General features: G+C 70.5%; 21 protein-coding genes. 14 read left to right on the top strand and 7 right to left on the bottom strand.

Annotated elements, in window-relative coordinates:
* From ACPPVS_RS11475 to ACPPVS_RS11465, 3 genes are read left to right on the top strand one after another with little or no spacing between them, the layout of a single operon-like run.
* On the top strand, positions 1–1107 hold the full coding sequence (locus ACPPVS_RS11475; RefSeq protein ID WP_426592396.1) for an ABC transporter permease: 1107 nt from the start codon (positions 1–3) through the stop codon (positions 1105–1107).
* 5 nt (positions 1108–1112) lie between these two features.
* Positions 1113–1883 (top strand): ATP-binding cassette domain-containing protein, encoded by a 771-nt coding sequence (locus tag ACPPVS_RS11470; protein WP_426592395.1) that lies wholly within the window; start codon positions 1113–1115, stop codon positions 1881–1883.
* A 1-nt stretch (position 1884) separates the two neighbouring features.
* Positions 1885–4479, top strand: coding sequence for a family 78 glycoside hydrolase catalytic domain (locus tag ACPPVS_RS11465; protein ID WP_426592394.1), 2595 nt, complete (start codon positions 1885–1887; stop codon positions 4477–4479).
* On the opposite strand, the gene ACPPVS_RS11460 is transcribed toward ACPPVS_RS11465, so the two are convergent.
* Positions 4454–5083, bottom strand: coding sequence for an MBL fold metallo-hydrolase (locus ACPPVS_RS11460; protein WP_426592393.1), 630 nt, complete (start codon positions 5081–5083; stop codon positions 4454–4456). The genes ACPPVS_RS11465 and ACPPVS_RS11460 overlap by 26 nt on opposite strands.
* A 51-nt stretch (positions 5084–5134) precedes the next feature.
* Between ACPPVS_RS11460 and ACPPVS_RS11455 the strand changes: the two genes are divergently transcribed.
* From ACPPVS_RS11455 to ACPPVS_RS11420, 8 genes are all read left to right on the top strand, one after another.
* A complete protein-coding gene (locus ACPPVS_RS11455; protein ID WP_426592392.1) occupies positions 5135–5659 on the top strand; it encodes a VOC family protein in 525 nt (174 codons plus the stop codon).
* A gap of 116 nt (positions 5660–5775) precedes the next feature.
* The gene (locus ACPPVS_RS11450; RefSeq protein ID WP_426592391.1) at positions 5776–7017 is read left to right on the top strand and encodes an FAD-dependent oxidoreductase; all 1242 of its coding nucleotides are present in this window, start codon (positions 5776–5778) and stop codon (positions 7015–7017) included.
* Entirely contained in the window at positions 7014–7784 is a 771-nt protein-coding gene (locus ACPPVS_RS11445) for an SDR family NAD(P)-dependent oxidoreductase (protein WP_426592390.1), read from the top strand. Before ACPPVS_RS11450 ends, ACPPVS_RS11445 begins: the two co-directional genes overlap by 4 nt.
* The gene (locus ACPPVS_RS11440) at positions 7781–9154 is read left to right on the top strand and encodes an FAD-binding protein (RefSeq protein ID WP_426592389.1); all 1374 of its coding nucleotides are present in this window, start codon (positions 7781–7783) and stop codon (positions 9152–9154) included. Before ACPPVS_RS11445 ends, ACPPVS_RS11440 begins: the two co-directional genes overlap by 4 nt.
* Positions 9147–9569, top strand: coding sequence for a VOC family protein (locus ACPPVS_RS11435; protein WP_426592388.1), 423 nt, complete (start codon positions 9147–9149; stop codon positions 9567–9569). Before ACPPVS_RS11440 ends, ACPPVS_RS11435 begins: the two co-directional genes overlap by 8 nt.
* On the top strand, positions 9566–10786 hold the full coding sequence (locus tag ACPPVS_RS11430) for a multidrug effflux MFS transporter (protein ID WP_426592387.1): 1221 nt from the start codon (positions 9566–9568) through the stop codon (positions 10784–10786). Before ACPPVS_RS11435 ends, ACPPVS_RS11430 begins: the two co-directional genes overlap by 4 nt.
* Entirely contained in the window at positions 10783–12027 is a 1245-nt protein-coding gene (locus ACPPVS_RS11425; RefSeq protein ID WP_426592386.1) for a glycoside hydrolase family 1 protein, read from the top strand. The genes ACPPVS_RS11430 and ACPPVS_RS11425 overlap by 4 nt, the downstream gene beginning before the upstream one ends.
* Positions 12027–12965, top strand: a complete 939-nt coding sequence (locus ACPPVS_RS11420; RefSeq protein ID WP_426592385.1) for an alpha/beta hydrolase — start codon at positions 12027–12029, stop codon at positions 12963–12965. The genes ACPPVS_RS11425 and ACPPVS_RS11420 overlap by 1 nt, the downstream gene beginning before the upstream one ends.
* Before the next feature lie 9 nt (positions 12966–12974).
* Here the strand turns inward: ACPPVS_RS11420 and ACPPVS_RS11415 are convergent, their stop codons facing one another.
* The 6 genes from ACPPVS_RS11415 to ACPPVS_RS11390 all read right to left on the bottom strand — a co-directional run bounded on the left by ACPPVS_RS11415 (position 12975) and on the right by ACPPVS_RS11390 (position 19694).
* Entirely contained in the window at positions 12975–13331 is a 357-nt protein-coding gene (locus ACPPVS_RS11415; RefSeq protein ID WP_426592384.1) for an L-rhamnose mutarotase, read from the bottom strand.
* Between the two features lie 64 nt (positions 13332–13395).
* Positions 13396–14445: a rhamnose ABC transporter substrate-binding protein gene (rhaS, locus tag ACPPVS_RS11410; protein ID WP_426592383.1), complete on the bottom strand. Its 1050-nt coding sequence runs from the start codon at positions 14443–14445 to the stop codon at positions 13396–13398.
* Positions 14446–14480: 35 nt separating this feature from the next.
* Positions 14481–15518, bottom strand: coding sequence for an ABC transporter permease (locus tag ACPPVS_RS11405; protein ID WP_426592382.1), 1038 nt, complete (start codon positions 15516–15518; stop codon positions 14481–14483).
* Positions 15518–16537, bottom strand: coding sequence for an ABC transporter permease (locus ACPPVS_RS11400; protein WP_426595953.1), 1020 nt, complete (start codon positions 16535–16537; stop codon positions 15518–15520). The genes ACPPVS_RS11405 and ACPPVS_RS11400 overlap by 1 nt, the downstream gene beginning before the upstream one ends.
* Before the next feature lie 5 nt (positions 16538–16542).
* Entirely contained in the window at positions 16543–18057 is a 1515-nt protein-coding gene (locus tag ACPPVS_RS11395; protein ID WP_426592381.1) for a sugar ABC transporter ATP-binding protein, read from the bottom strand.
* A gap of 578 nt (positions 18058–18635) precedes the next feature.
* On the bottom strand, positions 18636–19694 hold the full coding sequence (locus ACPPVS_RS11390) for a LacI family DNA-binding transcriptional regulator (protein WP_426592380.1): 1059 nt from the start codon (positions 19692–19694) through the stop codon (positions 18636–18638).
* A 274-nt stretch (positions 19695–19968) separates the two neighbouring features.
* Between ACPPVS_RS11390 and ACPPVS_RS11385 the strand changes: the two genes are divergently transcribed.
* From ACPPVS_RS11385 to ACPPVS_RS11375, 3 genes are all read left to right on the top strand, one after another.
* On the top strand, positions 19969–21300 hold the full coding sequence (locus ACPPVS_RS11385) for an ABC transporter substrate-binding protein (RefSeq protein ID WP_426595952.1): 1332 nt from the start codon (positions 19969–19971) through the stop codon (positions 21298–21300).
* A gap of 83 nt (positions 21301–21383) precedes the next feature.
* On the top strand, positions 21384–22268 hold the full coding sequence (locus ACPPVS_RS11380; protein WP_426592379.1) for a carbohydrate ABC transporter permease: 885 nt from the start codon (positions 21384–21386) through the stop codon (positions 22266–22268).
* Positions 22269–22271: 3 nt separating this feature from the next.
* Entirely contained in the window at positions 22272–23156 is an 885-nt protein-coding gene (locus ACPPVS_RS11375) for a carbohydrate ABC transporter permease (protein ID WP_426592378.1), read from the top strand.

Raw genomic sequence — 23156 nt, 5'->3', positions numbered from 1 at the left:
ATGAGCCTTCCTGCTGAGGCGCACGGAAAGGTGGCCCCCGACACGACGGGGGCCACCGGGCCCGTGGAGCCGACGACGCCCGCCCCCGGCCCTACCGGTGCCGCCCCCGTGGGAGACAGCGCCGGAGTGCGCGGCCTGATCTTCCTGCGTGACCGAGGCATCTTCGTGCTGTGGGGGCTGCTGATCATCGTGTTCAGCGTCTGGGCCAACCCCTACTTCGCGAGCGTCAACAACGCCATCCTGATAGCCAACGCGGCGGCGATCAGCGCGATCTTCGCGGCCGGTGTAGCCGTCGGGATCATCTGCGGGGCGCTCGACCTGTCCATCCCGGGCGTCGCGGCTCTGTCGAGCTGCCTGACCGGCTGGATGATCATCAACGGTCTGCCTGTCTGGCTCGCACTCGTCACGGGGCTGCTGGTCGGGGCCTTGATCGGCCTGCTCAACGGGCTGATCTCGCTGCGCGGCTTCAACCCGATCATCGTCACGATCGCCATGCTGTCGGTGACCTCTGCCATCGCGGCGATCATCGCGGGTGGCTACACGATCCCGGGCCTCGAGGCCCTCGACTTCATGGGCACCCGGCGCTACCTCGGCGTCCCGGCTCCGGTGTGGATCGTCGCGGTGCTGTTCCTCGTCGGCACCGTGTTCCTGACCAAGACCCGGGACGGCATCCGGCTCATGGCCGTGGGCGGCAGCGCCGAGGCCGTGCGCCGATCGGGCATCCACAGCAACCGGTACCGCGTCCTCGCGTTCGTGATCAGCAGCGGGTGCGCGGCGCTCGGCGGGCTCGTCACGGCCGCGACGGTGACCGAGGCCAGCCCGTCCGCCAGCCCGGGAATCATCTTCACGGCCCTGACCGCCGTAGCGCTGGCCGGAGTCTCGCTCGTCGGTGGCCGGGGCAGCCTGCCCCGCGTGCTCGTCGGCGCCCTCATCCTGGCGACGATCTCCAACGGCCTGACCATCAAGGGCGTCCAGCCGTACTACGCGACCGGCGTCACGGGTCTCCTGCTGCTCGGCTCGCTCGCACTGGAGCGCTGGATCTCGATCTCCGTCTCGCGGCGGCTCATGACGACCGCGCAGGCGTCCGTCCACACCGGAACGAGGTGATGACGATGACCGCAGCCCTCGAGCTCTCGGGCGTCGACATGCACTACGGCTACGTCCGCGCCCTCAACTCGATCGACTTCCGGGTCGAGCAGGGAGAGGTCGTCGGACTGCTCGGCGACAACGGCGCGGGCAAGTCGACCCTGCTGAAGATCATGTCCGGGGCGCACCGGCCCTCCGCCGGCGTCGTGCGCGTGCACGGCACCGAGGTCGAGTTCCACGCCCCGAGCGACGCCACGAACGCCGGGATCCAGATGGTCTACCAGGACCTCGCGCTCGTGGAGCCGCTGGACATCGCCACGAACCTCAACATCGGCCGCGAGATCCTGCGCAAGGGCCTGCTGGGCAAGATCGGCTTCGTCGACCACAAGGCCCAGCGCAAGCGGTCGGAGGCGGAGCTCGAGCGGCTCGGCGTCCGTACGGCGGCGATGACCCGGCCCGTCGAGATGCTCTCGGGAGGGCAACGGCAGGTCGTCGCCCTCGCCCGCAGCGCGACGCGCGTGACGGGCGAGCGGAACGGTGTCCTGCTCCTCGACGAGCCCACGGCGGCGCTCGGCTACGAGCAGACGCAGCAGGTCCAGGCGCTGATCCGGCGCATGGCCGACCAGGGGATCGCGATCGTCCTGGTGACGCACAACCTGCCGCTGGCCACAGCGGTGTGCGACCGGATCGCCGTGCTCAACCGCGGCCAGCTGGTGGCCGACCTGCCGACGGCGCAGACCGACAACGACCAGCTCGTCGGGTGGATCACCGGGGCGCGAGCCTCGATGTTCGTCTGACGTGCTCGGGGCACCGCGGGCCGTCCGCACGGACGTCGTCGGAGGCGACGCGTTCGGGCACGGCGAACGGCCCGCGGTCTCGTGGTGGCTCCCGGACGGGGCGACCCGGCAGTCGGCCTACCGCGTCGTCACGGACGACGGCTACGACTCCGGCTGGACCGCTTCCGACCGGCAGTCGTTCGTCGAGGTGCCGGTCTTCGACCGCGCCCGCCGCACGTGCCGGGCGCGCGTGACGGTCCGGACCGACCTGGGCGAGAGCGCCTGGAGCGACCCGGTCCTGCTGGAGAGCGGCCTGCTGGGCGAGGACGACTGGTCGGCGGCCTGGATCGGCGTGCACGAACCGGTGCGACCTCCGCCGGGGAGGCGGCCCGCGTACTGGCTGCGGTCCGAGGTCGACGTCGGGACGGTGACCGACACGTACCTGCACGTCACCGCGCTCGGGCTCTACGAGGTGTTCCTCAACGGCGAACGCGTCGGCGACGTCGAGCTCGCGCCCGGGTACACGCAGTACGCGCGACGGGTCCAGCGCCAGTGGTACGACGTCACGGGGCACTTGCGCCCGGGTCCGAACGTGGTGCAGGTGCTGCTCGCCGACGGCTGGTACCGCGGGCAGGTGGGTGCTCCGCGAGCCGCCGACCAGTTCGGCACCGAGGTGGCGCTGCGCCTGCAGCTCGACGCGCGCGCGGACGACGGCTGGACCACGCTTGCGGCGACGGGTCCGCACTGGGTCACCGCGTCCTCGCACGTGCTCGCCGCCGACCTGATCGGCGGCCAGCGTGAGGACCGCAGGCTGCTCGACGCCTCGGGGTGGGCCCCGGCGGTCGCGCGTGACGTCGACGTCGCGGTCGTCCGGTCGGTCGCGCCCCCGGTGCGTCGCGTCGAGGACCTCCGCCCGGTCGCCGTGACCCGGTTGCCCGACGGGGCATCGCTCGTGGACCTCGGGCAGAACATCAACGGGTGGCTGCGGGTGCGGGACCTGGGTCCGTCGGGCACCACGCTCGTGCTGCGCCACGGCGAGCACCTCGGTCCCGATGGCGACCTGACCACCGGGCACCTCGGCGTGGACCTGCCGATGCTTCCCGAGCCGCTGCCCCTGGGGCAGGTGGACGTGGTCACGTCGGCCGGCGTGCCCGGGGACGTCTTCGAGCCGCGGTTCACCACGCACGGGTTCCGGTACGCACGGATCGATGGCCATCCCGGCGTGCTCGGGCCGGACGACGTGACCGGGGTCGTCGTGCACACCGACCTACGGCGGACCGGCTGGTTCGCCTGCAGCGACGAACGCGTCGAGCGCCTGCACGACGCCGTCGTCTGGTCGCTGCGGGGGAACGTCTGCGACATCCCCACCGACTGCCCGCAGCGCGAGCGCGCCGGCTGGACCGGCGACTGGCAGGTCTTCGCCCCGACCGCGGCGGCCCTGTTCGACGTGCTCGGGTTCAGCCGGAAGTGGCTGCGCGACGTGGCGCTCGACCAGCGCGACGACGGGTGCGTCGCCAACATGTCGCCGTGCCCACCGGCCGAGGGGTTCGACGGTCCGCTGGCGTTCCTGAACGGCTCGGCGGGCTGGGGGGACGTGGTCGTCGCGGCGCCGTGGGACCTCTACCAGGCCTACGGAGACCTGTCGCTGCTGCGCGAGTCGTGGCCGGCGGCCACCCGATGGCTCGAGTTCGCGATCCGCGGCGCCGCGCAGGGACGACACGCCGGCCGCACAGGACGCGCGGCCCCGAACGAGGAGTTCCTCTGGGACACGGGCTTCCACTGGGGCGAGTGGCTCGAGCCTGGCGTCGAGGTCGGCGACTTCCGCGCGTTCGTCGGCGCCGACAAGTCCGAGGTAGCCACCGCCTACCTGCACCGCTCGGCCGCCACGCTCGTGCGGATCGGTGAGCTCCTCGGCGAGGACGTCGCACGCTACCGCCGGGTCGCCGACGGCGCGCGCGAGGCCTGGCGGGCGGAGTTCGTGGCCGACGACGGGACGCTACTGGTCCAGACGCAGGCGTCCCACGTGCGCGCGCTCGCCTTCGACCTGGTGCCGCCCGAGAGCCGTGACGCCGTCGCCGCGCGGCTCGTCGAGCTGGTCGCCGAGGCCGGCGGACACCTGAGCACGGGGTTCCTGTCGACCGGGCTCCTGCTGCCCACGATGGCCGAGGCGGGCCACGTCGACGCCGCGTACGCACTGCTCCTGCAGGACACCGAGCCGTCGTGGCTCACCATGCTCGACCGCGGCGCGACCACTGTCTGGGAGCACTGGGGCGGCGTGGACGCCGAGGGGGAGGCGCACGGGTCGCTCAACCACTACAGCAAGGGCGCGGTGGCGTCGTTCCTGCACCGCCACGTCGCGGGTCTGCAGCCGACCGCGCCGGGCTACCGGACGTTCCGTGTCGCGCCGCTGCCCGGTGGCGGCCTGACCTGGGCCGCGTTCCGCCACGTCAGCCCGTTCGGGTCGATCGAGGTCGCGTGGCGGATCGGCGACGACGGCTTCGTGCTCGACGTCCAGGTCCCGCCCGGCACGTCCGCCGAGATCGTGCTGCCCGACGGGACGCGCACGCAGGTCGGCCCGGGCGAGCACCGTGCTACAGCGCCGTGGCCTCACCGCTGACCAGCCGACGCACGACGCCCTCGGGGCTGAACGCGGCGAGCATCCCGGCGTACTTGGCGGGGTCGGTCGTCTCGCCCTCGTGGATCGGCACCGCGACCCGCGGGCCGACCGCCCGCACGTACTCGACGGCCTCCGCGAGCTTGAGCCACGGACCGTCGATGGCGACGGCGAGCACGTCGACCTCGCGCCCGGGGAGCACGAACGAGTCGCCGGGGTGCAGCAGGGCGCCGTCGTCGACCAGGTACGCCGCGTTGGTGCAGCCCGGCACGTCGGCGTACACGGCCGCGTGGAGGTCGCCGAGCACGTCGACGGTGCTTCCGCCGAACGTGAGGCGGTCGCCGGGCGTCGCGACGACGACGGTGGCGGCGAGCCCGTCGACCGCCGGCCGGGTGTCGGCATCGACGACGAGGACCGCACCGGGGTTGGCCTGCAGCAGCGCGCCGAGGCGGGCGACGTCGACGTGGTCGGCATGCTGGTGCGTGACCAGGACGGCGTCCAGGTCACGCACGTGGGCGAAGTCGGACAGCACACCGGGGTCGATGAGGAGCCGAGCGCCGGGCGTCTCGACGAGCAGGCAGGCGTGGCCGAGGTGCGTGAGCTTCATGAGCCCATACTCTCACTCTCAGAACATCACTTCCACAGAATGAGGACGGCCGTGCGACCGCTTCACCACCTGGGCTACTGGGTCGACGACCTCGACGAAGGGATCGACCGGGCGATCCGCACGCTCGGCGTCGGGCCGTTCCTCGTCGACGAGCATGTCGCGTTCGACGACTTCACGCTCGCCGACGGCTCCCGGATCGAGGACCCGTCGTACTTGGACCACACCGCGGCGTTCGCGGCCTGGGGTCCCGTCGTGATCGAGCTCGCGGTGGTGCACACGGTCGACCCGTGGCTCGCGGACGCCTACCGGCTGGGCAGGCCGGGCCTCGGGCACGTGAGCTGGGTGGTGGAGGACCTCGCGACGGAGTCTGCGCGCCTGGAGGAGCTGGGATGCCCGCTGATCCACACGGCGTCGTCCGGGGCCGTCGCGGTCGCCTGGCACGACGGGGGACCGCTGTTCCCGCACCCCGTCGAGGTGCACCGGTCCGGCGCGCCGATCCTCGGGATGCACGGCCGGCTCGCCGCGCTGGCGGAGGGTTGGGACGGTCGCGAGCGTCGACGACCGATCCGCGGCTGACGCTGGCGTCCTGCCCGATCGCGCTATACGCTATTCACGAAAGTCACTTTCACACAACGAGAGTGTTGCTCGAACGAAGCTGCCGCAGAACGAAGTCCGCACAAGGGAGTGCTGCCGTGACCGATCCTCGACCGTTGCATGTCCTGATCGCCGGTGGAGGCCTCGCCGGCCTGGCCACCGCACAAGGACTGCTCAAGTCCGGCCACACGGTCGAGGTGTTCGAGCGCGACGCCGACCTCGACCGCAAGCAGGGCTACTACCTGCACTTCAACGCGATCGGCGGCGAGGCGCTGCGCCGCTGCCTCCCCGACGACCTGTTCGCGCTCTACCAGCAGACGTCCCGCCAGAACTACGACCGGCACCAGTCGATCGTGCTCGACGACCAGCTGAACGAGCTCAGCTCGCGGGAGCACATGGGCCCGCCCAACGACGGGCCGGTGCCGCACACCGGCGTCCACCGCCGCACGCTCCGGCAGGTGCTGTCGGCGCGCCTCGGGCCCGCGATGCACACCGGCTCGCCCGTCGTCTCGTTCGTCGAGGACGCCGACGGGGTCACCGCGACGCTCGCCGACGGCAGCACCGCCCGCGGCGACGTGCTCGTCGGCGCCGACGGCATCCGGTCCGCCGTGCGGACGCAGCTCCTGCCCCAGGTCCCCGTCATCCCCACCGGCATCCGGGGCATCGGGGTGTACGGCCGCACGCCCATCACACCCGAGCTCGACGCGCTGATGCCCGACATCCTCGACCAGGGCGTCCTCATGGCCGTGGACCGCAAGGGCTCCCGGCTGCTCATCGCCAACTTCCGCCCGCGCCGCGCGGCCGACGAGGCCGCAGCTGACCTGGCACCTGACGTGGTCCTCGACCCTGTCGCCGGCTACATCATGGTCAGCTGCAGCCTCAGCGAGGGCACGGTCGTCCCGCCCGTCGCCGAGTGGACCGACCAGACCGCCGTCGACCTGCGCGAGTCGATGCTCGCCGCCCTCGAGGGCTGGCACCCCGCGGCCCGTGCGATCGTCGCCGGCGTCGAGCTGGAGTCGATGTTCGCGATCCCGTTCGGGTTCCTCGAGCCGGCCGACGACTGGGCCTCGTCGCGCGTCACCATCGTCGGCGACGCCGCCCACGGCATGCTCCCGACGCTGGGCATGGGCGCCAACCTCGCGCTCAACGACGCGGCGCTCCTGGTCGACCAGCTCGACCGCGTCGCGCGCGGCGAGGCCGAGCTGGTCGAGGCGATCGGCACCTACGAGGAGCAGATGCGCGAGATCACCTACCCGATCCTGCGGATGACCCTCGACCATGACAAGAACTTCGGCGGTGGCGCGCTGGAGGAGGCCTCCGGGGATCGGCACGCGGGATGACGGGACGGCTCGCGGGCCGGGTCGTCCTCGTCACCGGCACCGGTGGCGGGATCGGCCGGGCCACGGCGCTGGTGTGCGCCCGCGAGGGCGCACACGTGGTGGGGTGCGACCTGAACCCCGGGCCCTCGCAGGAGACTGTCGAGCTCGTGCGGGCGGCCGGGGGGCGGATGGACGCGGTCGCGCCCGTCGACCTGGCCACCGAGGCGGGCGCCCAGGCGTGGGTCGACCAGGCCGTCGCCCTGTCCGGCGGCGTCGACGTGCTGGTGAACAACGCCTCGGCGATCCGGTTCGGGGCGATCGACCAGCTCTCCTACGCCGACTGGTCGTTCACGATCCGCAACGAGCTGGACATCGTGTTCCTGGTGACGCGCGCGGCCTGGCCGCACCTGGTGGCGCGGGGCGGCGGGTCGATCGTCAACATCGGCTCCATCACCGGGTCGCGAGGTGCGTGGTTCGAGCCGCAGAACGCGCACGGTGCCGCCAAGGGCGGGGTGCTCGCACTGACGTCGAACCTGGTGGTCGAGGGCGGCCCGCTCGGCATCCGCGTGAACGCCGTCAGCCCGGCGATGACCGAGACCCCGCAGACCAGCGGGTTCCTGCACGCCCCGGACGGCCCGGCAGAGAAGATCCTGTCGCGCGTCCCGCTGCGCAAGTGGGGGCAGCCCGAGGACGTCGCGAACGCCGTGCTGTTCCTGGCCAGCGACGAGTCGTCGCACGTGTCAGGGGCGAACATCCCGGTCGACGGCGGCGCGGCGGTGGTCGGATGAAAGGCCGGCTCGTCCTGCGGGGCGACGACGGCTACGAGGAGGCGCGCGTCGGCCGGGTGTTCAACGCTCGCCGTCCCGACCGCTTCCCGGCGGCCGTGCTCGACGCGGTCGACGCGGACGACGTGGTCGCCGGAGCTCGCCTGGCGGTCGAGCGCGGCTGGGGGATCAGCATCCGCTCGGGCGGGCACTCGTGGGCCGCGTGGAGCGTGCGCGACGACGCGCTGCTGATCGACCTGGGCGCCCTGCGCTCGATCGAGTACGACGAGGCGACGGGCATCGTCGCCGCGGGGCCGGCGACGACGGGCGCGCTCGAGCTGGCGCCGTTCCTCGCCGATCGGGGTCGGGCGTTCCCCGTCGGCCACTGCGCGACGGTGGGGATCGGCGGCTTCCTGCTTCAGGGCGGCCAGGGGTGGAACGGGCGCGCTCGCGGCTGGGCGTGCGAGAGCGTCGTCGCGGTCGACGTCGTGACCGCCGACGGGGCGTTGGTCCGGGCCGACGCGACCCAGAACGCGGACCTCTACTGGGCCGCGCGTGGTGCAGGTCCGGGCTTCCCGGGCATCGTCACCCGGTTCCACCTGCAGACGTACGCCGAGCCACCCGTGATGTGGCAGGACACCTGGACGTTCCGGCTCGACGACGCGGAGGCGGTCGTCCACTGGCTGCACCGCGTGCTGCCTCACCTCGACCGCCGGGTCGAGCCCGTGATGGCCGCGACCCGGCTGACCGACGTGCCGCTGTACGACGGCATCGAGCACCCGGGCGGCACGCTGCTGCTGCTGCACACGACCTGCATGGCCGACTCCGACGACGAGGCGCTCACGCTGCTCGGCGCCCTCGGCGACTGCCCCGTGCTCGGCCGCGAGCTCGGTCACGTCACCGGCCCGACGTCGGTCGCGCAGGAGAGCGTCGCGCAGACCGGCCAGAACCCGGAGGACCACCGGTACGCGGTGGACTGCGCCTGGACCGACGCGTCCGCCGACGTGCTCGCACCGCTGCTGCTGGACATCTGGCGCGGGCTCGACACCGAGCACTCGTTCTCCATCTGGTACGGCTGGGCCCCGACCCGCCCGCTGCCCGACATGGCGTTCTCGGTCGAGGGCAACGTCTACGTCGCCACCTACCTCGTCTACCGGGACGAGGCCGACGACGAGCGCTACCAGACCCGGGTGCACGAGCAGACCGCCGCGATCGCCCGTGACGGCGGCGTCGGCGTCTACCTCGGCGACACGGACTTCACGCGACGCCAGGACCGGTTCCTCGCGCCCGGGCACTACGCCCGGCTCGAGGCCGTCCGGGCCGAGCGCGACCCCACGGGCCGCATCGCGTCGTACCTGACGGCCGACCGCGCGGGACTGAACGTCCATGCCTGATCGCCTCGACCACGTCGGGCTCAACGTCGCCGACCTGGACGCAGCGGCGACCTGGTACTCGTCGGCGTTCGGCTACGTGACCGAGCTCGTGGCACGCGTCGACGCCGTCGGCCTCGACATCGTCATGCTGGTCCACCCGACCCACGGCGACCGCCTGGAGCTCCTGCACCGCGCGGGGTCGAACCCCGGCCTGCGGGCCACGAACCCGGCCGAGGCGGTGCTGACCGAGGGGTTCGGGCACGTCGCGTTCGACGTGGCCGGCCTCGACGCGACGTTCGACCGCCTGCTCTCGCTCGGTGCGCGCTCGGTCGTGCCGCCCCAGCCGTCGCCCGAGCCCGGCGTCCGCATGGCGTTCGTCGCGGACCCCGAGGGCAACCTCGTCGAGCTGCTCGACCGCTCGGGCGGCACACCGTGACCGCCCCGACGACGGTCCCGCGGTACCTCGTCCCGCTGCTGGCCGCCTTCACCTCGCTCGTCGTCTTCACCACGGACGTCTACCTCCCGGTGCTGCCGCAGCTCGGGACGGACCTGGGCACGACGAGCGCCGCGGCGGCCGCGACGGTGTCGGCGGTGTTGATCGGCATCGCCGTCGGTCAGGTGGTCATCGGGCCGCTCAGCGACGCCGTCGGCCGCCGCCCGCCCCTGCTGCTGGGCGGCATCGGGTACGCGGTGGCGCACGTGCTGGCCGCGCTGGCGCCGTCGATCGGCGTGCTGCTGGGCCTTCGTGTGCTCGCGGGTCTGGCGACGGCGGCCTGCATCGTCGTCACGCGGGCCGTCGTCGCGGACGCGTACCCGGGCGCGACCGCGGGCCGGGCGTTCGCCACACTGAGCGCCGTGACGGCGATCGCGCCGGTCGTCGCACCCGTCGCGGGCGGTCTGCTGGCCCACGTCATGAGCTGGCGGGGCATGTTCGTCATGCTCGCGGTGGTCGCCGCCCTGCTCACCGCGGTCAGCTGGCGGGTCCTGCCCGAGACGCTGCCCGCCGAGCGCCGGGTCGCACCGCACCTCGGCGCGGTGGTCGCCGGGCTCGGCTCCGTGCTGCGGATCAGGACGTTCCTGGCGTACCTGGCGGCGACCGCCGCGTTCGGCGGCATCCTGTTCGGCTACATCGGAGCCTCGTCGTTCGTCCTGCAGGACGCGTTCGGGCTGACCCCCCAGCAGTACGGCCTGGTCTTCGCCCTGAACGCGGTCGGCATCTTCGTGGCGTCCAACCTGAGCCGGCACCTGGTGAGCCGCACGGGCTCGGGCCGTCTGCTCTCCACCGGTCACATGACGTCCGGTACCGGCGCGGCGGTCCTGGTCGTGGGCGTCGGGCTGCACAGCCTCCCGCTCGTCATGGGCGGCCTGTTCCTCGCCGTGGCCAGCCTCGGCCTGGTGATCCCGGCCGCCACGACGTTGGGCATGGCCGCGGCGGCCGACCGCTCCGGTTCGGCCTCCGGGGTGCTGGGCATCTGCCAGTTCACCGTCGGCGCGATCGCGGCACCGCTCGCCGGCGCGGGCGGCTCACCCTGGTCGCTCGCCGCCGTCGTCACGGTCAGCGCGGTCGCCGGACCGCTCCTCCTGCGCCTGCTCCGACACCCCGAGTCCACCAGCACCGATCGATACCCGTCCGACACGAGGAGAACCACATGACCACGCGCGAGTTCCCGGAGGGCTTCGTCTGGGGGGTGGCCACCGCCGGCCACCAGAACGAGGGCGACAACACGACGAGCGACACGTGGTTCGCCGAGAACGTCACCCCGACCGTCTTCCGCGACCGGTCGGGCAAGGCGTGCAACGGCTACGAGCTGTGGCGCGAGGACGTCGACCTCGCGGCCGGCATGGGCCTCAACGCCTACCGGTTCTCGGTGGAGTGGGCGCGGATCGAGCCCGTCGACGGCGAGTTCGACGACGACGCCCTGGCGCACTACGAGGCGATCGTCGACCGCTGCCTCGAGCGCGGGCTCGCGCCCGTCGTCACGTTCAACCACTTCACGTCCCCGCACTGGTTCGCCGCCGGCGGCGGCTGGCTGAACCCGGAGGCACCGGACCTGTTCGCGCGGTACTGCGGACGCGTGATGGAGGCATTCGGCGACCGCATCGCGTTCGCTCTGACCATGAACGAGCCGAATCTCGCGCGGCTCCTGACCTGGATCGGGCTGCCGAAGTTCATCACCGATCTCGAGCGCGCCACGCTCGAGGCGGCAAGTGCGGCCGCCGGCGTCGAGCGCTACCGGCTGGGCAACGTGATGCTGCCCGAGGAGATGGACGAGATGGCCGACGGCATGACCGCGGGCCACCGGGCGGCGCGCGCCGCCATCAAGGCCGTCCGCCCCGACCTGCCGGTGGGGATGAGTCTGGCGATCGTCGACGACGTCGTCGTGGGGGAGGACGCCTCCGTGCGCGACCGCAAGCGCGCCGAGGTCTACACGCGCTGGCTCGAGCTCGCCCGCGAGGACGACTTCGTGGGGGTGCAGAACTACGAGCAGGTGGCCTACGACGCGAACGGTCCGGCGCCGCTGCCCGAGGGCACCCCCACCAACCACATGGGATCGGCCGTCGAGCCACTGTCGCTCGCCGGGGCCGTGCGTTACGCGTACGAGGTCGCCGGCGTCCCGGTGCTGGTCACCGAGCACGGCATGTCCACCGACGACGACACGCTCCGGGCACCGTTCATCGCACCCTCCCTCGTCGGCCTGCTCGACGCGATCGAGGACGGCGTGCCGGTCCTCGGGTACATGCACTGGACGTTCATGGACAACTTCGAGTGGATCTTCGGCTACGAGGGGCAGCTCGGCCTGTACTCCGTCGACCGCGAGACGTTCGTCCGCACCGCGAAGCCGAGCGCCGGCGTGTACGCAGCGATCGCCCGCGCCAACGGAGTGGACGCCTGATGACGCTCGTCGCCGAGCTGGCCGCCCGGCTCGCGCTGATCGACGACATGCCGGACATGGGTGCCGCCCCACCCTCGCCCGAGGACATCGCGCGGTTCGAGAAGTTCTTCGCGCCGGTCGGCGGCTACCGGCCGCCCGACGCGCTCGTCGAGGAGCACGAGGCTCCCGGACCCCACGGCCCGGTGCCGGTGCGGGTCTACCGGCCCGTCGACCGCGCGCCCGAGGCCCGGGGCCTGGTCTGGATGCACGGCGGCGCGTTCGTCGGCGGGCACCTGGACATGCCGGAGGCCGACGTCGTGGCGCGCGAGCTCGCGCACCTCTCGGGGGCGACCGTGGTGTCCGTCGACTACCGCCTCTGCAACGGCGGTGTCCATTTCCCCGTGCCGCACGACGACGTGCACGCGGCGTTCGTCTGGGCCTCGACGACGTCCGCCCTGCTGCCGTCGGGTGCGCCGTGGGCGATCGGGGGAGCGAGCGCCGGGGCGAACCTGGCGCTCGGTGTCGCGCAACGCCTCCGGGACGAGGGCCGGCCCGCGAGCGCCGTCCTGCTGGCCTACCCGGTGGTCCACGACCCGGTGCCGACAGGGTCCCCGGAGCAGGTGGCGCGGATGGCCGACCTGCCGCGTGTGCTGCGGTTCACCGCCGAGTCGACCTTCTTCCTCAACCGCAACTACCTGGGCCCGCACCCGGCGACGACGCCGTACGCGTTCCCCGGCCTCGGCCGTCTGGACGGTCTGCCGACCACGTTCGTCTCGCTGTGCGAGTACGACGACCTGCTGCCGTCGGGGGAGCGGCTCGTCGCTGACCTGCGCGCGAGCGGTGTGGACGTCGTCGAGGACGTCGTGGCTGGCGCGCCCCACGGGCACCTCAACGTACCGGGGCTGCCGGTGGCACGGGCGACCCTGCGAGCCATGAGCGACGTCCTGCAGCGTGCTTGACGGTGCCGGTCATCCGCTTGCGTCGACCGGGAGGCCCGCCGCGCGCAGCTGGTCGGCCAAGTTGAAGATCTCCGGGACGTACAAGAAGCCCTCGTCGGGGTTGCCGTCACCGGTGAACAGGTCGGCCATCTGCGCCTGCCAGCGGGCGTTGACGTCCGTAGCGGCCATGCGGGCCTGCGCGAGGTCCTTGTCGTCGGCCTCGAAGTACCCGATCAGTGTCCCGGCGTCGGTCAGGAACAGGGAGTAGCTGGACCACCCGGCGTCGCGCAGCGCGGCGAGCATCTCGGGCCAGACGGCGGCGTGACGCTCGCGGTAGACGGCCAGGTGACGAGGGTCGACCTGGGAGACGAAGCAGTAGCGCGGCATGGGCTCGACCTCGTGCGGAACGTCGGGCGCAACCGAGGTTCCGGTGCGCCCGACGACCGCTCGACTAGAAGTTGAAGTCGGCGATGTTGTCCTTGTTGAACTTGAACGGGTCGCCGAGCAGCACGGTGGCGTCGGCGCCGACCTTGAAGTCGCCGAGCTTGCCGGCGGTGAAGCTGTCACCCTCCTTGCCGGTGATCTTGCCGCTGACCAGGGCGTCGGCCGCGTAGGCGGCGAGGAAGCCGAGGTCCTCGGGGTTCCACAGGGCGAACTCGGTCACGGTCCCGTCCGTGACGAACGAACGCATCTGGTTCGGCGTCCCCAGGCCGGTGAGAGCCACCTTGCCCTTGGAGTCCGAGGTCGACAGGTAACGGGCCGCTGCTGCGATGCCGACGGTGGTGGGCGAGATGATGCCCTTGAGGTTCGGGTGCGACTGCAGCAGGGCTGCGGTCTTGTCGAAGGAGGTCTGGTCGTCGTCGTCGCCGTACACGGTGTCGACGAGCTTGATGTTCGGGTGGTTGTCGGCCAGGTCCTTCTTCATCAGCTCGATCCAGGCGTTCTGGTTCGTCGCGTTGGCGCTGGCGGACAGGATCGCGACCTCGCCGGCGTCGCCGATCTGCTGGGCGATCATGTCGATCTGGACCTTGGCGATGCCCTCGGCCGTTGCCTGGTTGATGAACAGGTCGCGACACGTCGGGTCGGTGTCGGAGTCGAAGGTGACGACCTTGGTGCCGGCCTGGCGTGCCTCGTTGAGGGCGTCGCAGATCGCCTTCGGGTCGTTGGCGGACACGATCAGCGCCTTGGTGCCCTGCTGGGCGGCGGTGTTGATGAACGGGACCTGGGCGTCCGGTGTACCGGTGTCCGGACCGACCTCGGAGAAGGTCCCGCCGAACTCGGCCGTCGCGGCCTTGGCGCCCTTGGTGCTGGTGTCGAAGTAGGGGTTCCCGAGGTTCTTGGGCAGCATCACGACGGAGATGTCACCGCCCGAGCCGCTACCGCCCGTGCTGCTCGAGGTGGAACCGTTGTCGCTGCTCCCCGACGAGCATCCGGCGATCGTGAGGGCGATGGTCACGGCCAGCGCGGCCAGTGCGGCCGACCTCTTGTTGGTGAACTTCATTGTTCTTCCCTTCCTGGGCGGGGGTGCGCGATCGGTCAGGCCGGGCTGGGTTGCCCGGCCGCGGGCGAGGTGGTTGTCCTCGTGGGTCGTTGTCGTCGACGGACGAACCACCCGAGGACGCTCGTGGAGATCACCGAGAGCACGAGAAGTGCGCCGATGATGATGTTGATGACGTTGACGGTGACGCTCTCGAGCCGGAGCGCGCTCGAGATGACGCCGATCAGCAGGACTCCGGCGAGGACCCCGTGCAGTGCGCCGCGTCCGCCGAAGATCGACACGCCGCCCAGCAGCACGGCCGCGACGACCTGCAGCTCCATGCCCGTGGCGTTGTCACCTCGAGAGCTGCCGTAGCGCAGCGTGAAGAAGATCCCGGCGAACGCCGAGACCGTCGAGGACAGGACGAACAGCACGAGCTTCGTGCGCGCGACCGGCACGCCGGAGAAGTGGGCGGTGTCCGCGCTCAGGCCGATGTCGAAGACGCCGCGCCCGAACGGTGTGAAGTGCAGCAGGACGATGAACACGGCCGCGAGCACCACGATCGGGACGACGATCACCGGGAGCTGGGTGCCACCGATGCGGGCCGTCGCCAGGTGGGTCCACCGGTCGGGGAAGTCGGTGACGGCCTTGGTGCCGAGCAGCCCGACGGCGATGCCGCGGTACAGCGCGAGCGTGCCGATCGTGACGGCGAGCGACGGCAGCCCGACGTACGCGACCAGGAAGCCGTTGAACAGGCCGCACACCACGCCGACGGCCAGGGATACCAGTGCAGCCACCGGCACCGAGAAGCCGGCGTTGGTGAGCACCCCCAGGGTCACGCTGCTGAGCCCGACGACGCTCGCGACCGACAGGTCGATCTCGCCGGTGACGATCACCAGGGTCATCGGCAGTGCGATGAGCAGGATCGGCGCGGTGTCGAGCAGCAGGTACGGCAGCGTGAGCGGGTTCCCGAAGTTCGGCACGTTCCGCAGCGAGTACAGGATGACGACGACCAGGAGCGCGATCACCGCCATCTCGCGCGTGAGCAGGACGCGTCGCCACAGCGGCTTCGCGTGGGCGGGGTACGTGCGCGCCATCAGGCATCCCTCGCTTCGACGAGCTTGCGGGCGTTGCGCTGGGCGAGCACCCGGTCCAGGACGATCGCGCCGATGATCAGGACGCCGACGACGGCCTGCTGCCAGAAGTCGGGGATCCCGAGGATCGGCAGGGCGCGGTTGATGGTGACCAGCAGCACGGCGCCGAGGGCGGCGCCCCACACGGTTCCGCTGCCGCCGAAGATGGCGACGCCGCCGATGACGGCCGCCGCGACGGACTGCAGCTCGATGCCCACGCCGGCGCCCGAGCTGATGGTCCCGTAGCGGGCGGCGTAGACGACCCCGGCGACGCCGGCCAGGGCGCCGCACACGACGAACGCGCCGACGACCCTGCGGCGCACCGGCAGGCCGAACAGGACGGCGGCGTCGGGCTCCGAACCGATCGCGTACAGCTCCCGGCCCCCGCGCGCGGTGTACAGGTAGTAGCCGACGACGACGAGGAAGAGCACCGAGATCATCGTCAGGACCGGGATCGTCCCGATCGTCTTGGTGCCGAGCAGGAGGAAGGCGGCGGGCAGGTCCGACGCGTTGACCCGGTTGCTGCCCGCCCAGGTCAGGACGATCCCGCGGTAGATGTACAGCGTGCCGAGGGTGATCACGAGGGCCGGGACCTTGCCGAACGCGACCAGGACGCCGTTGATCAGTCCGAGCCCGGCGCCCGCGGCCATCGCGATGAGGAACACGACGACGATCGGCAGCGACGGCTGGGCGATGAAGAGCCGGCCGGCCAGGTAGGCGGTGAGCGCGAGGATCGACCCGACGGACAGGTCGACGTTGCGGCTGATGATCACGACCGCCTGCCCGACCGCCAGCAGGATCAGGATCGACGGCGTCACGAGCAGGTCGCGCCAGCTGTTCGGGCTGAACAGGAACGTGTGCGTCTTGATCGTCGCGGCGGCGATGATCACGACCAGCACGATCGCGATCGCGAGCTCGCGCGAGCGGAGCACGGTGCGCACCGCCCGCCGTGCGGGGGAGAGCTGACTGGGCTCGACGAGCAGGTCGGTCACGACTGGTGCTCCAGGGTCGCGGTCGCCGCGTGCATCACGGCTTCGGGGGTGGCGGCGTCGCGTGGCAGGTCGGCGGTGATCCGTCCTTCGGCGACGACGAGGACGCGGTCGGCCATCCCGAGCACCTCCGGCAGCTCGGACGAGATCATCAGGATCGCCATGCCTCGCCCGGCCAGCTCGGACAGCAGGCGGTGCACCTCGGCCTTGGTGCCGACGTCGATGCCGCGCGTGGGCTCGTCGATGATGAGCAGCGTCGGTTCGGTGGCCAGCCACTTGGCGATGACGACCTTCTGCTGGTTGCCGCCGCTCATCGTGCTGCCGGTCATGTCGAGGGCACTGGTCTTGACCTCGAGGCGCGAGGCCCACGGGGCTGCCGCAGCGCTCTCGCGGCGGGTGGTCAGCAGCCCGTAGCCGGCGATCCGTGCGCGGATCACGGCCGTGACGTTCTTGGCGACCGTCGACTCGGTGACCAGGCCCTGCTGGCGGCGGTCCTCGGGGATCAGGGCCATGCCTGCCCGGACCGCGGCCCGCGGGCTCCCCGGGGCCACCGTGGCGCCGTGCAGCTCGACGGTCCCGGCGTCGTACCGGTCGACGCCGAAGATCGCGCGGGCGATCTCGCTGCGACCGGCGCCGACGAGCCCGGCGAGGGCGACGATCTCGCCCTTGCGAACGGTGAAGGACACGTCGTGGATCACGCCGGCGCGCTGCAGACCGCTGACGCGGAGCGCGACCTCGCCGATCTCGGCCGGCACCTTGGGGAACAGGTCGTCGACGCGACGCCCGACCATCTGCGTCACGATCTCGTCGACGGACGTGGTCGCGATGTCGGACGTGGCGATGTACTCGCCGTCGCGCATCACGGTGACCGTGTCGCACAGGTCGAACACCTCGTCGAACCGGTGCGAGATGAACACCAGGGCTCGCCCTTCGTCGCGCAGGCTGCGGGCGACCTGGAACAGCCGGCGAACCTCGACACCCGAGAGCGCTGCCGTCGGCTCGTCCATCACGAGGACGTTCGCCTCGAGCGAGATGGCCTTGGCGATCTCGATGATCTGCTGGTCCGCGATGGACAGGCCCTCCGCGGGCCGCAGCGGGTCGAGGTGGACGCCGAGGCGCGCGAACAGGGCCGCCGACTGGCTGCGCATCACCGAGCGGTCGATGCGGCGTCCGGACCGCAGTGGCTGACGGCCCATGAAGATGTTCTCCATGACGCTGAGGTCGGGGAACAACGTCGGCTCTTGGTAGATCACTGCGACGCCGGCCGCCTTGGACTCTGCGGTCGAGGTGAAGTCGACGTCCCTGCCGTTGAGCCGGAACACGCCACCATCCCTGCGGTACAGGCCGGACAGGATCTTGACCATCGTCGACTTGCCGGCGCCGTTCTCGCCGACGAGGCCGTGGATCGAGCCGCCCGCGACGGTCAGTGAGCCCGAGCGCAGGGCGACGACTGGACCGAAGGCCTTGCGGACGCCGACGAGCTCGAGGACCGGAGCTGTGGTTGTCGTGGCCATTCGGCATCTCCTTTCGACGACAGTGTCGACATGCATTAAATCGATTCAATGCCTCTGGACAGGACCATAGGCCCCTACCGTGCCGGCGTCAAACACCGTTATGGAATCGTGCCGAAGAGCTCCAACGGCGCCGGCTCGACCGGCCACGTCCCGACAACGCAGTCGCCGCAGCCGGCGCCGCCCGGCCAGGGCGGAAGTGTCGGGGGCCCGCCTCGGCGCCTCCCCCGCCACGATCGTCGGCGGACCGGCTACGATCCCGAGTGTGCGATTGAATCGTTGCAAACTCATCTTTCCGCCGGCGGAACAAGCCGCTGCACGCGTTCGGCGGCAGCACTTTTAAAGCGTTTCACTTCAGGTCAGTCTCGCCGATCGAAGAGGCCGTCGGATCTGTGGGAACGGGACGCCGGTCCGAGAATCGTGGGGAGCAACGGACCGCGACGGAGCCGGTTGCGGCAAGAGCTTCACCCACTCCGACGTCGCAGGACCGTGCCGAACCCACGCGTCAACGGCGCTCTCGCCACCAGTTCGGCGATCGACCGACGCGGCGCCGCCGGTTCACGACGGTCCTCTGCTCGGACTCAGCGGCGCGGCGCCGAGCTCTCGCGAGCGACGAGCTTGGGCGGCAGGACGATGGCCGAGTGCTCGTGCGGGCCGTCGCCGTGGGCGGCCTCCTCCTGCACGAGGCTCGCGCCGAGGCGACCCACCTCGTGGCCAGGCTGCGCGATCGTCGAGATCGGGATGGGGCTGTCCCACGCCGCCTGGTTGTTGTCGTAGCCGACGATCGCGACATCCTCGGGAACACGCACGTGTCCCGCGACGGTGAGCGCCTGGACGATCCCGGCTGCGAGCAGGTCCGACGCCGCGAAGATCCCGTCGATCTCGCCGGCCGCGACGCGTCCAGCGAGGTCCACGCCGACCGACCAGCCGTCCGACCGGTTGATCCACTCCGGGGTGATCACCTCGGAGCTGACCTGCGGGTGCTCGCCGACCGCTTGGTGGAAGCCCTTGCCGCGGTCGACGACCGGCTGCAGCTCGGTCGGGCCCCCGACGAAGGCCAGCTTTCTACGACCAGACTCGATCAGGTGCTTCGTGGCGATGTAGCCGCCGAGCGCGTTGTCGACGTCCACGCTGCAGTACTGCGAGACCGGTGCGCTGAAGTTCAGGAGTACCAGCGGGATGCCCGCGGGTGCGCGCCGAGACACGGCCGCGAAGTGCGCCGCATCGTTCAGCGTCATCAAGACGCCCGTGACACGAGCCTGCGCGAACATGGCCAGATAGTTCGACTCGCGCTCGATCCGGGCGTCGCTGTTCGCGATGAGGAGCGTCAGCCCACCGTGCTCCGCGCCGTTCTCGGCGCCCCGTGCGATGTCGACGAACAGCGAGTTGCTCAGGTCGGACACGATCAGGCCGATCGACGCGGTCGATCCGAGCTTCAACGACCGAGCAGCGGTGTTGGGGACGTATCCCAGCATCACCATCGCGCGCTCGACCCGCTCCCGCGTCCCGGGCGCAACCTTGCCGGGATGGTTCAGCACGTTCGAGACGGTGCCCAGCGAGACCCCGGCAAGGGACGCGACATCATCCATGCTCGGGCGCGGCTTGGCGGTGGGACGGCGGGCCTGCTCCCCGGAAGGCAACGATCGGCTCCTTCTGCTCGAGAGATATCGCGGCGAGACGAGCGTAGCCGCAGGCGAACGGGATCGGTCCCGCGCCGCTTCGCGCTTTCCGACATGTGTTGAATCGAACCAATAGACAGGCCCTCTTCTCGTTCGTCTACCTCGGCCTGCAGCCCATCGAACCTGGTCAGGTCACAGTTTGGCAACGCCAGTTGACGAACGAGAGCCCGAGGTCTAGGTTTTGAAACGCTTCAATCCAAACTTTTTCGCACTTCAAGGAGGAACTGTGAACTCGATGCTGAAGCGCCGGCGGACGCTGCTGCTGGGCGCCGTCGGTCTGAGCGCGGCGATGGCGCTCGCCGCATGTAGTGGCTCTGGCTCCGACTCGCCCACCGGATCGTCCTCGGGAGGGTCCGGCAAGTCGGCGTCCAAGCTGTCGTTCCTCGCCATCAACGAGAACACGACGATCCCGACGACCCTCACCACGCTGAGCAAGAATGAGTGCAAGGCGGAGGATGCGGCCCAGCCGCTGGAGATCACCAAGCAGGCGCAGTCGACGCTCGACCAGCAGCTCCAGCTGCTCGCGGGGCAGAACGCGCTGCCGTCCATCTTCATCAGCGCGAACTCCCCGACGCTCAACACCCAGCTCGCTGGCCAGGGCACGCTGCAGAACGCCGGTGACGCGCTCAAGCAGCTCGGAGTCTCGGACGACGTCCTGCCGGCCGCGTCGTCGGTGATCGACAACCTGTACGACGGCAAGCAGCTCGTCCTGCCCACCGAGCTCAACATCGAGGGCATCTGGTACAACAAGAAGATCCTGGCCGACAACGGCATCGAGGTCCCCACGACCTGGACGGAGCTGGTCGCCGCGTTCGCCAAGCTCAAGGCGGCGGGCATCCAGCCGATCTCCAACGCGGGCAAGGGGGGCGACGGCTGGGGAGTGACCCGCTGGGTCGGCAACTACATCGCTCGCGACCTGGGTCCCACCGCGCTGAAGGACGTGCGCGACGGCAAGGCCAAGCTCACCGACTCCGAGTACGTGAAGGCCGCCGACGCGATCGCCGACCTGGGCAAGCAGGGGTACTTCGGCCCGTCGCCGACGTCGATCGACTACACCACGGCGCTGAACACGTTCCTGACCGGTGACGCGGCGTTCATCTACATGGGCTCCTGGGCCGTGTCGGCTTTCACGGACCCGGCGCAGAACAAGATCGGCGCGGACAACGTCGGCTTCATGCACTTCCCCAGCGTCGACGGCGGCAAGGGCGACGCGGCGCAGATGCCCGCGAACGTCGGCACTGCCTTGGCGATCTCGACCAAGGGCTTCAAGGACGACACCGCGACGCAGAACTGGGTCAAGTGCATCGCGGACAACTACGGCACTGTGGCCCTGCGCGACAGCGGCCAGGTCACCGGGTTCAAGGTCGGCAGCGGCGTCACCGTCGCACCGCTGAGCCAAATGGTGCAGGACGAGATCAGCAACACCAAGGAGAGCATCCTGTGGTTCGAGGCCTACTTCAGCCCGCAGGGGACCACTACCAGCCAGAACGACGGCGGCCTGCTCGGCTCGGGCCAGCTGACCGGTGAGGACTTCATGAAGCAGGTCCAGGCGAGCTTGGGATCCTGACCTTCGGAGTTCGAGCGGGGCGGGCAGATGGGCAACCCATCTGCCCGCCCCGACACCCTCAATGATGAGAGGCACCTGCTGCTATGAACCGTGTCCTGGGCGACAAGCGCGCCATCCTGCTGCTGCTCGGGCCAGCCCTGCTCGTGTACTCGCTCGTCATGCTGCTGCCGATGCTCTGGTCGCTGGGGTACACGTTCTTCAGCGGCAGCGTCGTCACCGGGTTCAGCTGGGTCGGGTTCGCGAACTTCGAAAAGCTGTTCACCGACCCGGCCGCGCGTGAGGCGCTCCTCTTCACGCTCAAGTACGCCGTGGTGATCACGGTCGGCCAGGTCGCGGTCGGCTACGGCCTCGCGCTCCTCTACATCTTCTTCCTGCGCAAGGCCTCGGCGACGATCCGCACGCTGGTCTTCTTCCCGGTCGTGCTGCCCACCGTCGCCGTCGCCCTGCTCTTCCAGAAGTTCTTCGAGTTCGCCCCGCAGACCGGGCCTGTCAACGCGCTCCTCGAGGCCGTCGGGCTGCATGCCGTCGACTGGTTCGGCAGCGCCAGCACCGCGTTCTGGGTGATCGCGCTCATGGACATCTGGCGCTCGATGGGTTTCTACGCGGTCCTGCTGTACGCCGGTCTCGTCGACGTCCCGGACGAGATTCTCGAGTCCGCTCGACTCGACGGCGCAGCCGGTTGGCGCCTGGTGCGCAGCATCGTGCTCCCGCTGTCCCTGCCGGTCCTGGTCTCGTCCATCATCTTCAGCATCAACGGCACGCTGAAGGTCTTCGACTCGATCTACGCCCTGACCGCCGGCGGCCCCGGCACCGGCACCACACCGTTGACCTTGTTGATGTATCGCACGTCCTTCTTCTACGGCGACTACGGCTACGGCTCCACGATCGCCCTGGCGCTGACGATCCTGTGCCTGATCGTCACTCTCTTCATCTTCCGCGCGAACCGTCGCGACCTGACCCAGGACTGAGCGATGACCACCTTGACGCAAGCACCCGCGACCTCTGCCGCACCGGCCCGCCCCGCGCGGGCACGCCGGCGCATCCGCCGGATCCCGCTCTACGCCGGCGTCACCGTCCTGCTGGTCGTGATGGTGTACCCGCTCCTGTGGCTCCTGCTCGGATCGTTCAAGACGCAGGACGAGTTCCTGAACAACCCCACGTGGTCCCTGCCGAACAGCTTCACCAACTTCAGCAACTACACCGAGGCCTGGTCGAGCATCGCGCTCTACCTGCGCAACTCGGTGCTCGCGGTGTTCCCGGCACTCGCGCTCGTCGTCGTGCTCGGCACGGCCGCCGGGTACGCCCTGCAGGTCATGGTCTTCAAGGGCCGCGGCGGTGTCCTGCTGCTGTTCCTCGCGGGCATCATGATCCCCGGGCAGATGATCCTGCTGCCGCTGTTCACCGTGTACTTCAAGCTCCACCTGACCAGCACCCTGTGGCCCCTGATCATCACGTACACGGCGATAGGCCTGCCGCTGACCGTGTTCATGATGGCGACCTACTTCCGGTCCATCCCACGCGAGATCTTCGAGGCGTCCACCCTCGACGGGGCATCGGCGATCCGCTCGTTCTGGTCGATCGGCTTCCCGATGATGCGCAACGCCGTCTTCACGATCGCCCTGGTCCAGTTCTTCTTCCTCTGGAACGACCTGCTCATCGCCCTGACCTTCACCACCCAGGACTATCTGCGAACGGTCCAGGTGGGTCTCCTCAACTTCACCGGGCAGTTCGGTGCCGTCGACTACGGGCCCACCTTCGCGGCCATCTGCATCAACATGTTCATCGTCCTGGTCCTGTACATCTTCATGAACCAGCGAGTCATGCGCGGCCTGGCCGCCGGGGCGGTCAAGGGCTGA

This window comes from Cellulomonas sp. McL0617, from assembly GCF_049994875.1.
Taxonomy (GTDB): Bacteria; Actinomycetota; Actinomycetes; order Actinomycetales; family Cellulomonadaceae; genus Cellulomonas.
This window is presented reverse-complemented; position numbering and strand designations above follow the sequence as displayed.

Coding starts and splice junctions, on each gene's coding strand:
- ACPPVS_RS11475 (WP_426592396.1), top strand. CDS start 1: ATGAGCCTTCCTGCTGAGGCGCACGGAAAGGTGGCCCCCGACACGACG.
- ACPPVS_RS11470 (WP_426592395.1), top strand. CDS start 1,113: ATGACCGCAGCCCTCGAGCTCTCGGGCGTCGACATGCACTACGGCTAC.
- ACPPVS_RS11460 (WP_426592393.1), bottom strand. CDS start 5,083: ATGAAGCTCACGCACCTCGGCCACGCCTGCCTGCTCGTCGAGACGCCC.
- ACPPVS_RS11445 (WP_426592390.1), top strand. CDS start 7,014: ATGACGGGACGGCTCGCGGGCCGGGTCGTCCTCGTCACCGGCACCGGT.
- ACPPVS_RS11440 (WP_426592389.1), top strand. CDS start 7,781: ATGAAAGGCCGGCTCGTCCTGCGGGGCGACGACGGCTACGAGGAGGCG.
- ACPPVS_RS11435 (WP_426592388.1), top strand. CDS start 9,147: ATGCCTGATCGCCTCGACCACGTCGGGCTCAACGTCGCCGACCTGGAC.
- ACPPVS_RS11425 (WP_426592386.1), top strand. CDS start 10,783: ATGACCACGCGCGAGTTCCCGGAGGGCTTCGTCTGGGGGGTGGCCACC.
- ACPPVS_RS11420 (WP_426592385.1), top strand. CDS start 12,027: ATGACGCTCGTCGCCGAGCTGGCCGCCCGGCTCGCGCTGATCGACGAC.
- ACPPVS_RS11415 (WP_426592384.1), bottom strand. CDS start 13,331: ATGCCGCGCTACTGCTTCGTCTCCCAGGTCGACCCTCGTCACCTGGCC.
- rhaS (WP_426592383.1), bottom strand. CDS start 14,445: ATGAAGTTCACCAACAAGAGGTCGGCCGCACTGGCCGCGCTGGCCGTG.
- ACPPVS_RS11405 (WP_426592382.1), bottom strand. CDS start 15,518: ATGGCGCGCACGTACCCCGCCCACGCGAAGCCGCTGTGGCGACGCGTC.
- ACPPVS_RS11395 (WP_426592381.1), bottom strand. CDS start 18,057: ATGGCCACGACAACCACAGCTCCGGTCCTCGAGCTCGTCGGCGTCCGC.
- ACPPVS_RS11385 (WP_426595952.1), top strand. CDS start 19,969: ATGCTGAAGCGCCGGCGGACGCTGCTGCTGGGCGCCGTCGGTCTGAGC.
- ACPPVS_RS11380 (WP_426592379.1), top strand. CDS start 21,384: ATGAACCGTGTCCTGGGCGACAAGCGCGCCATCCTGCTGCTGCTCGGG.
- ACPPVS_RS11375 (WP_426592378.1), top strand. CDS start 22,272: ATGACCACCTTGACGCAAGCACCCGCGACCTCTGCCGCACCGGCCCGC.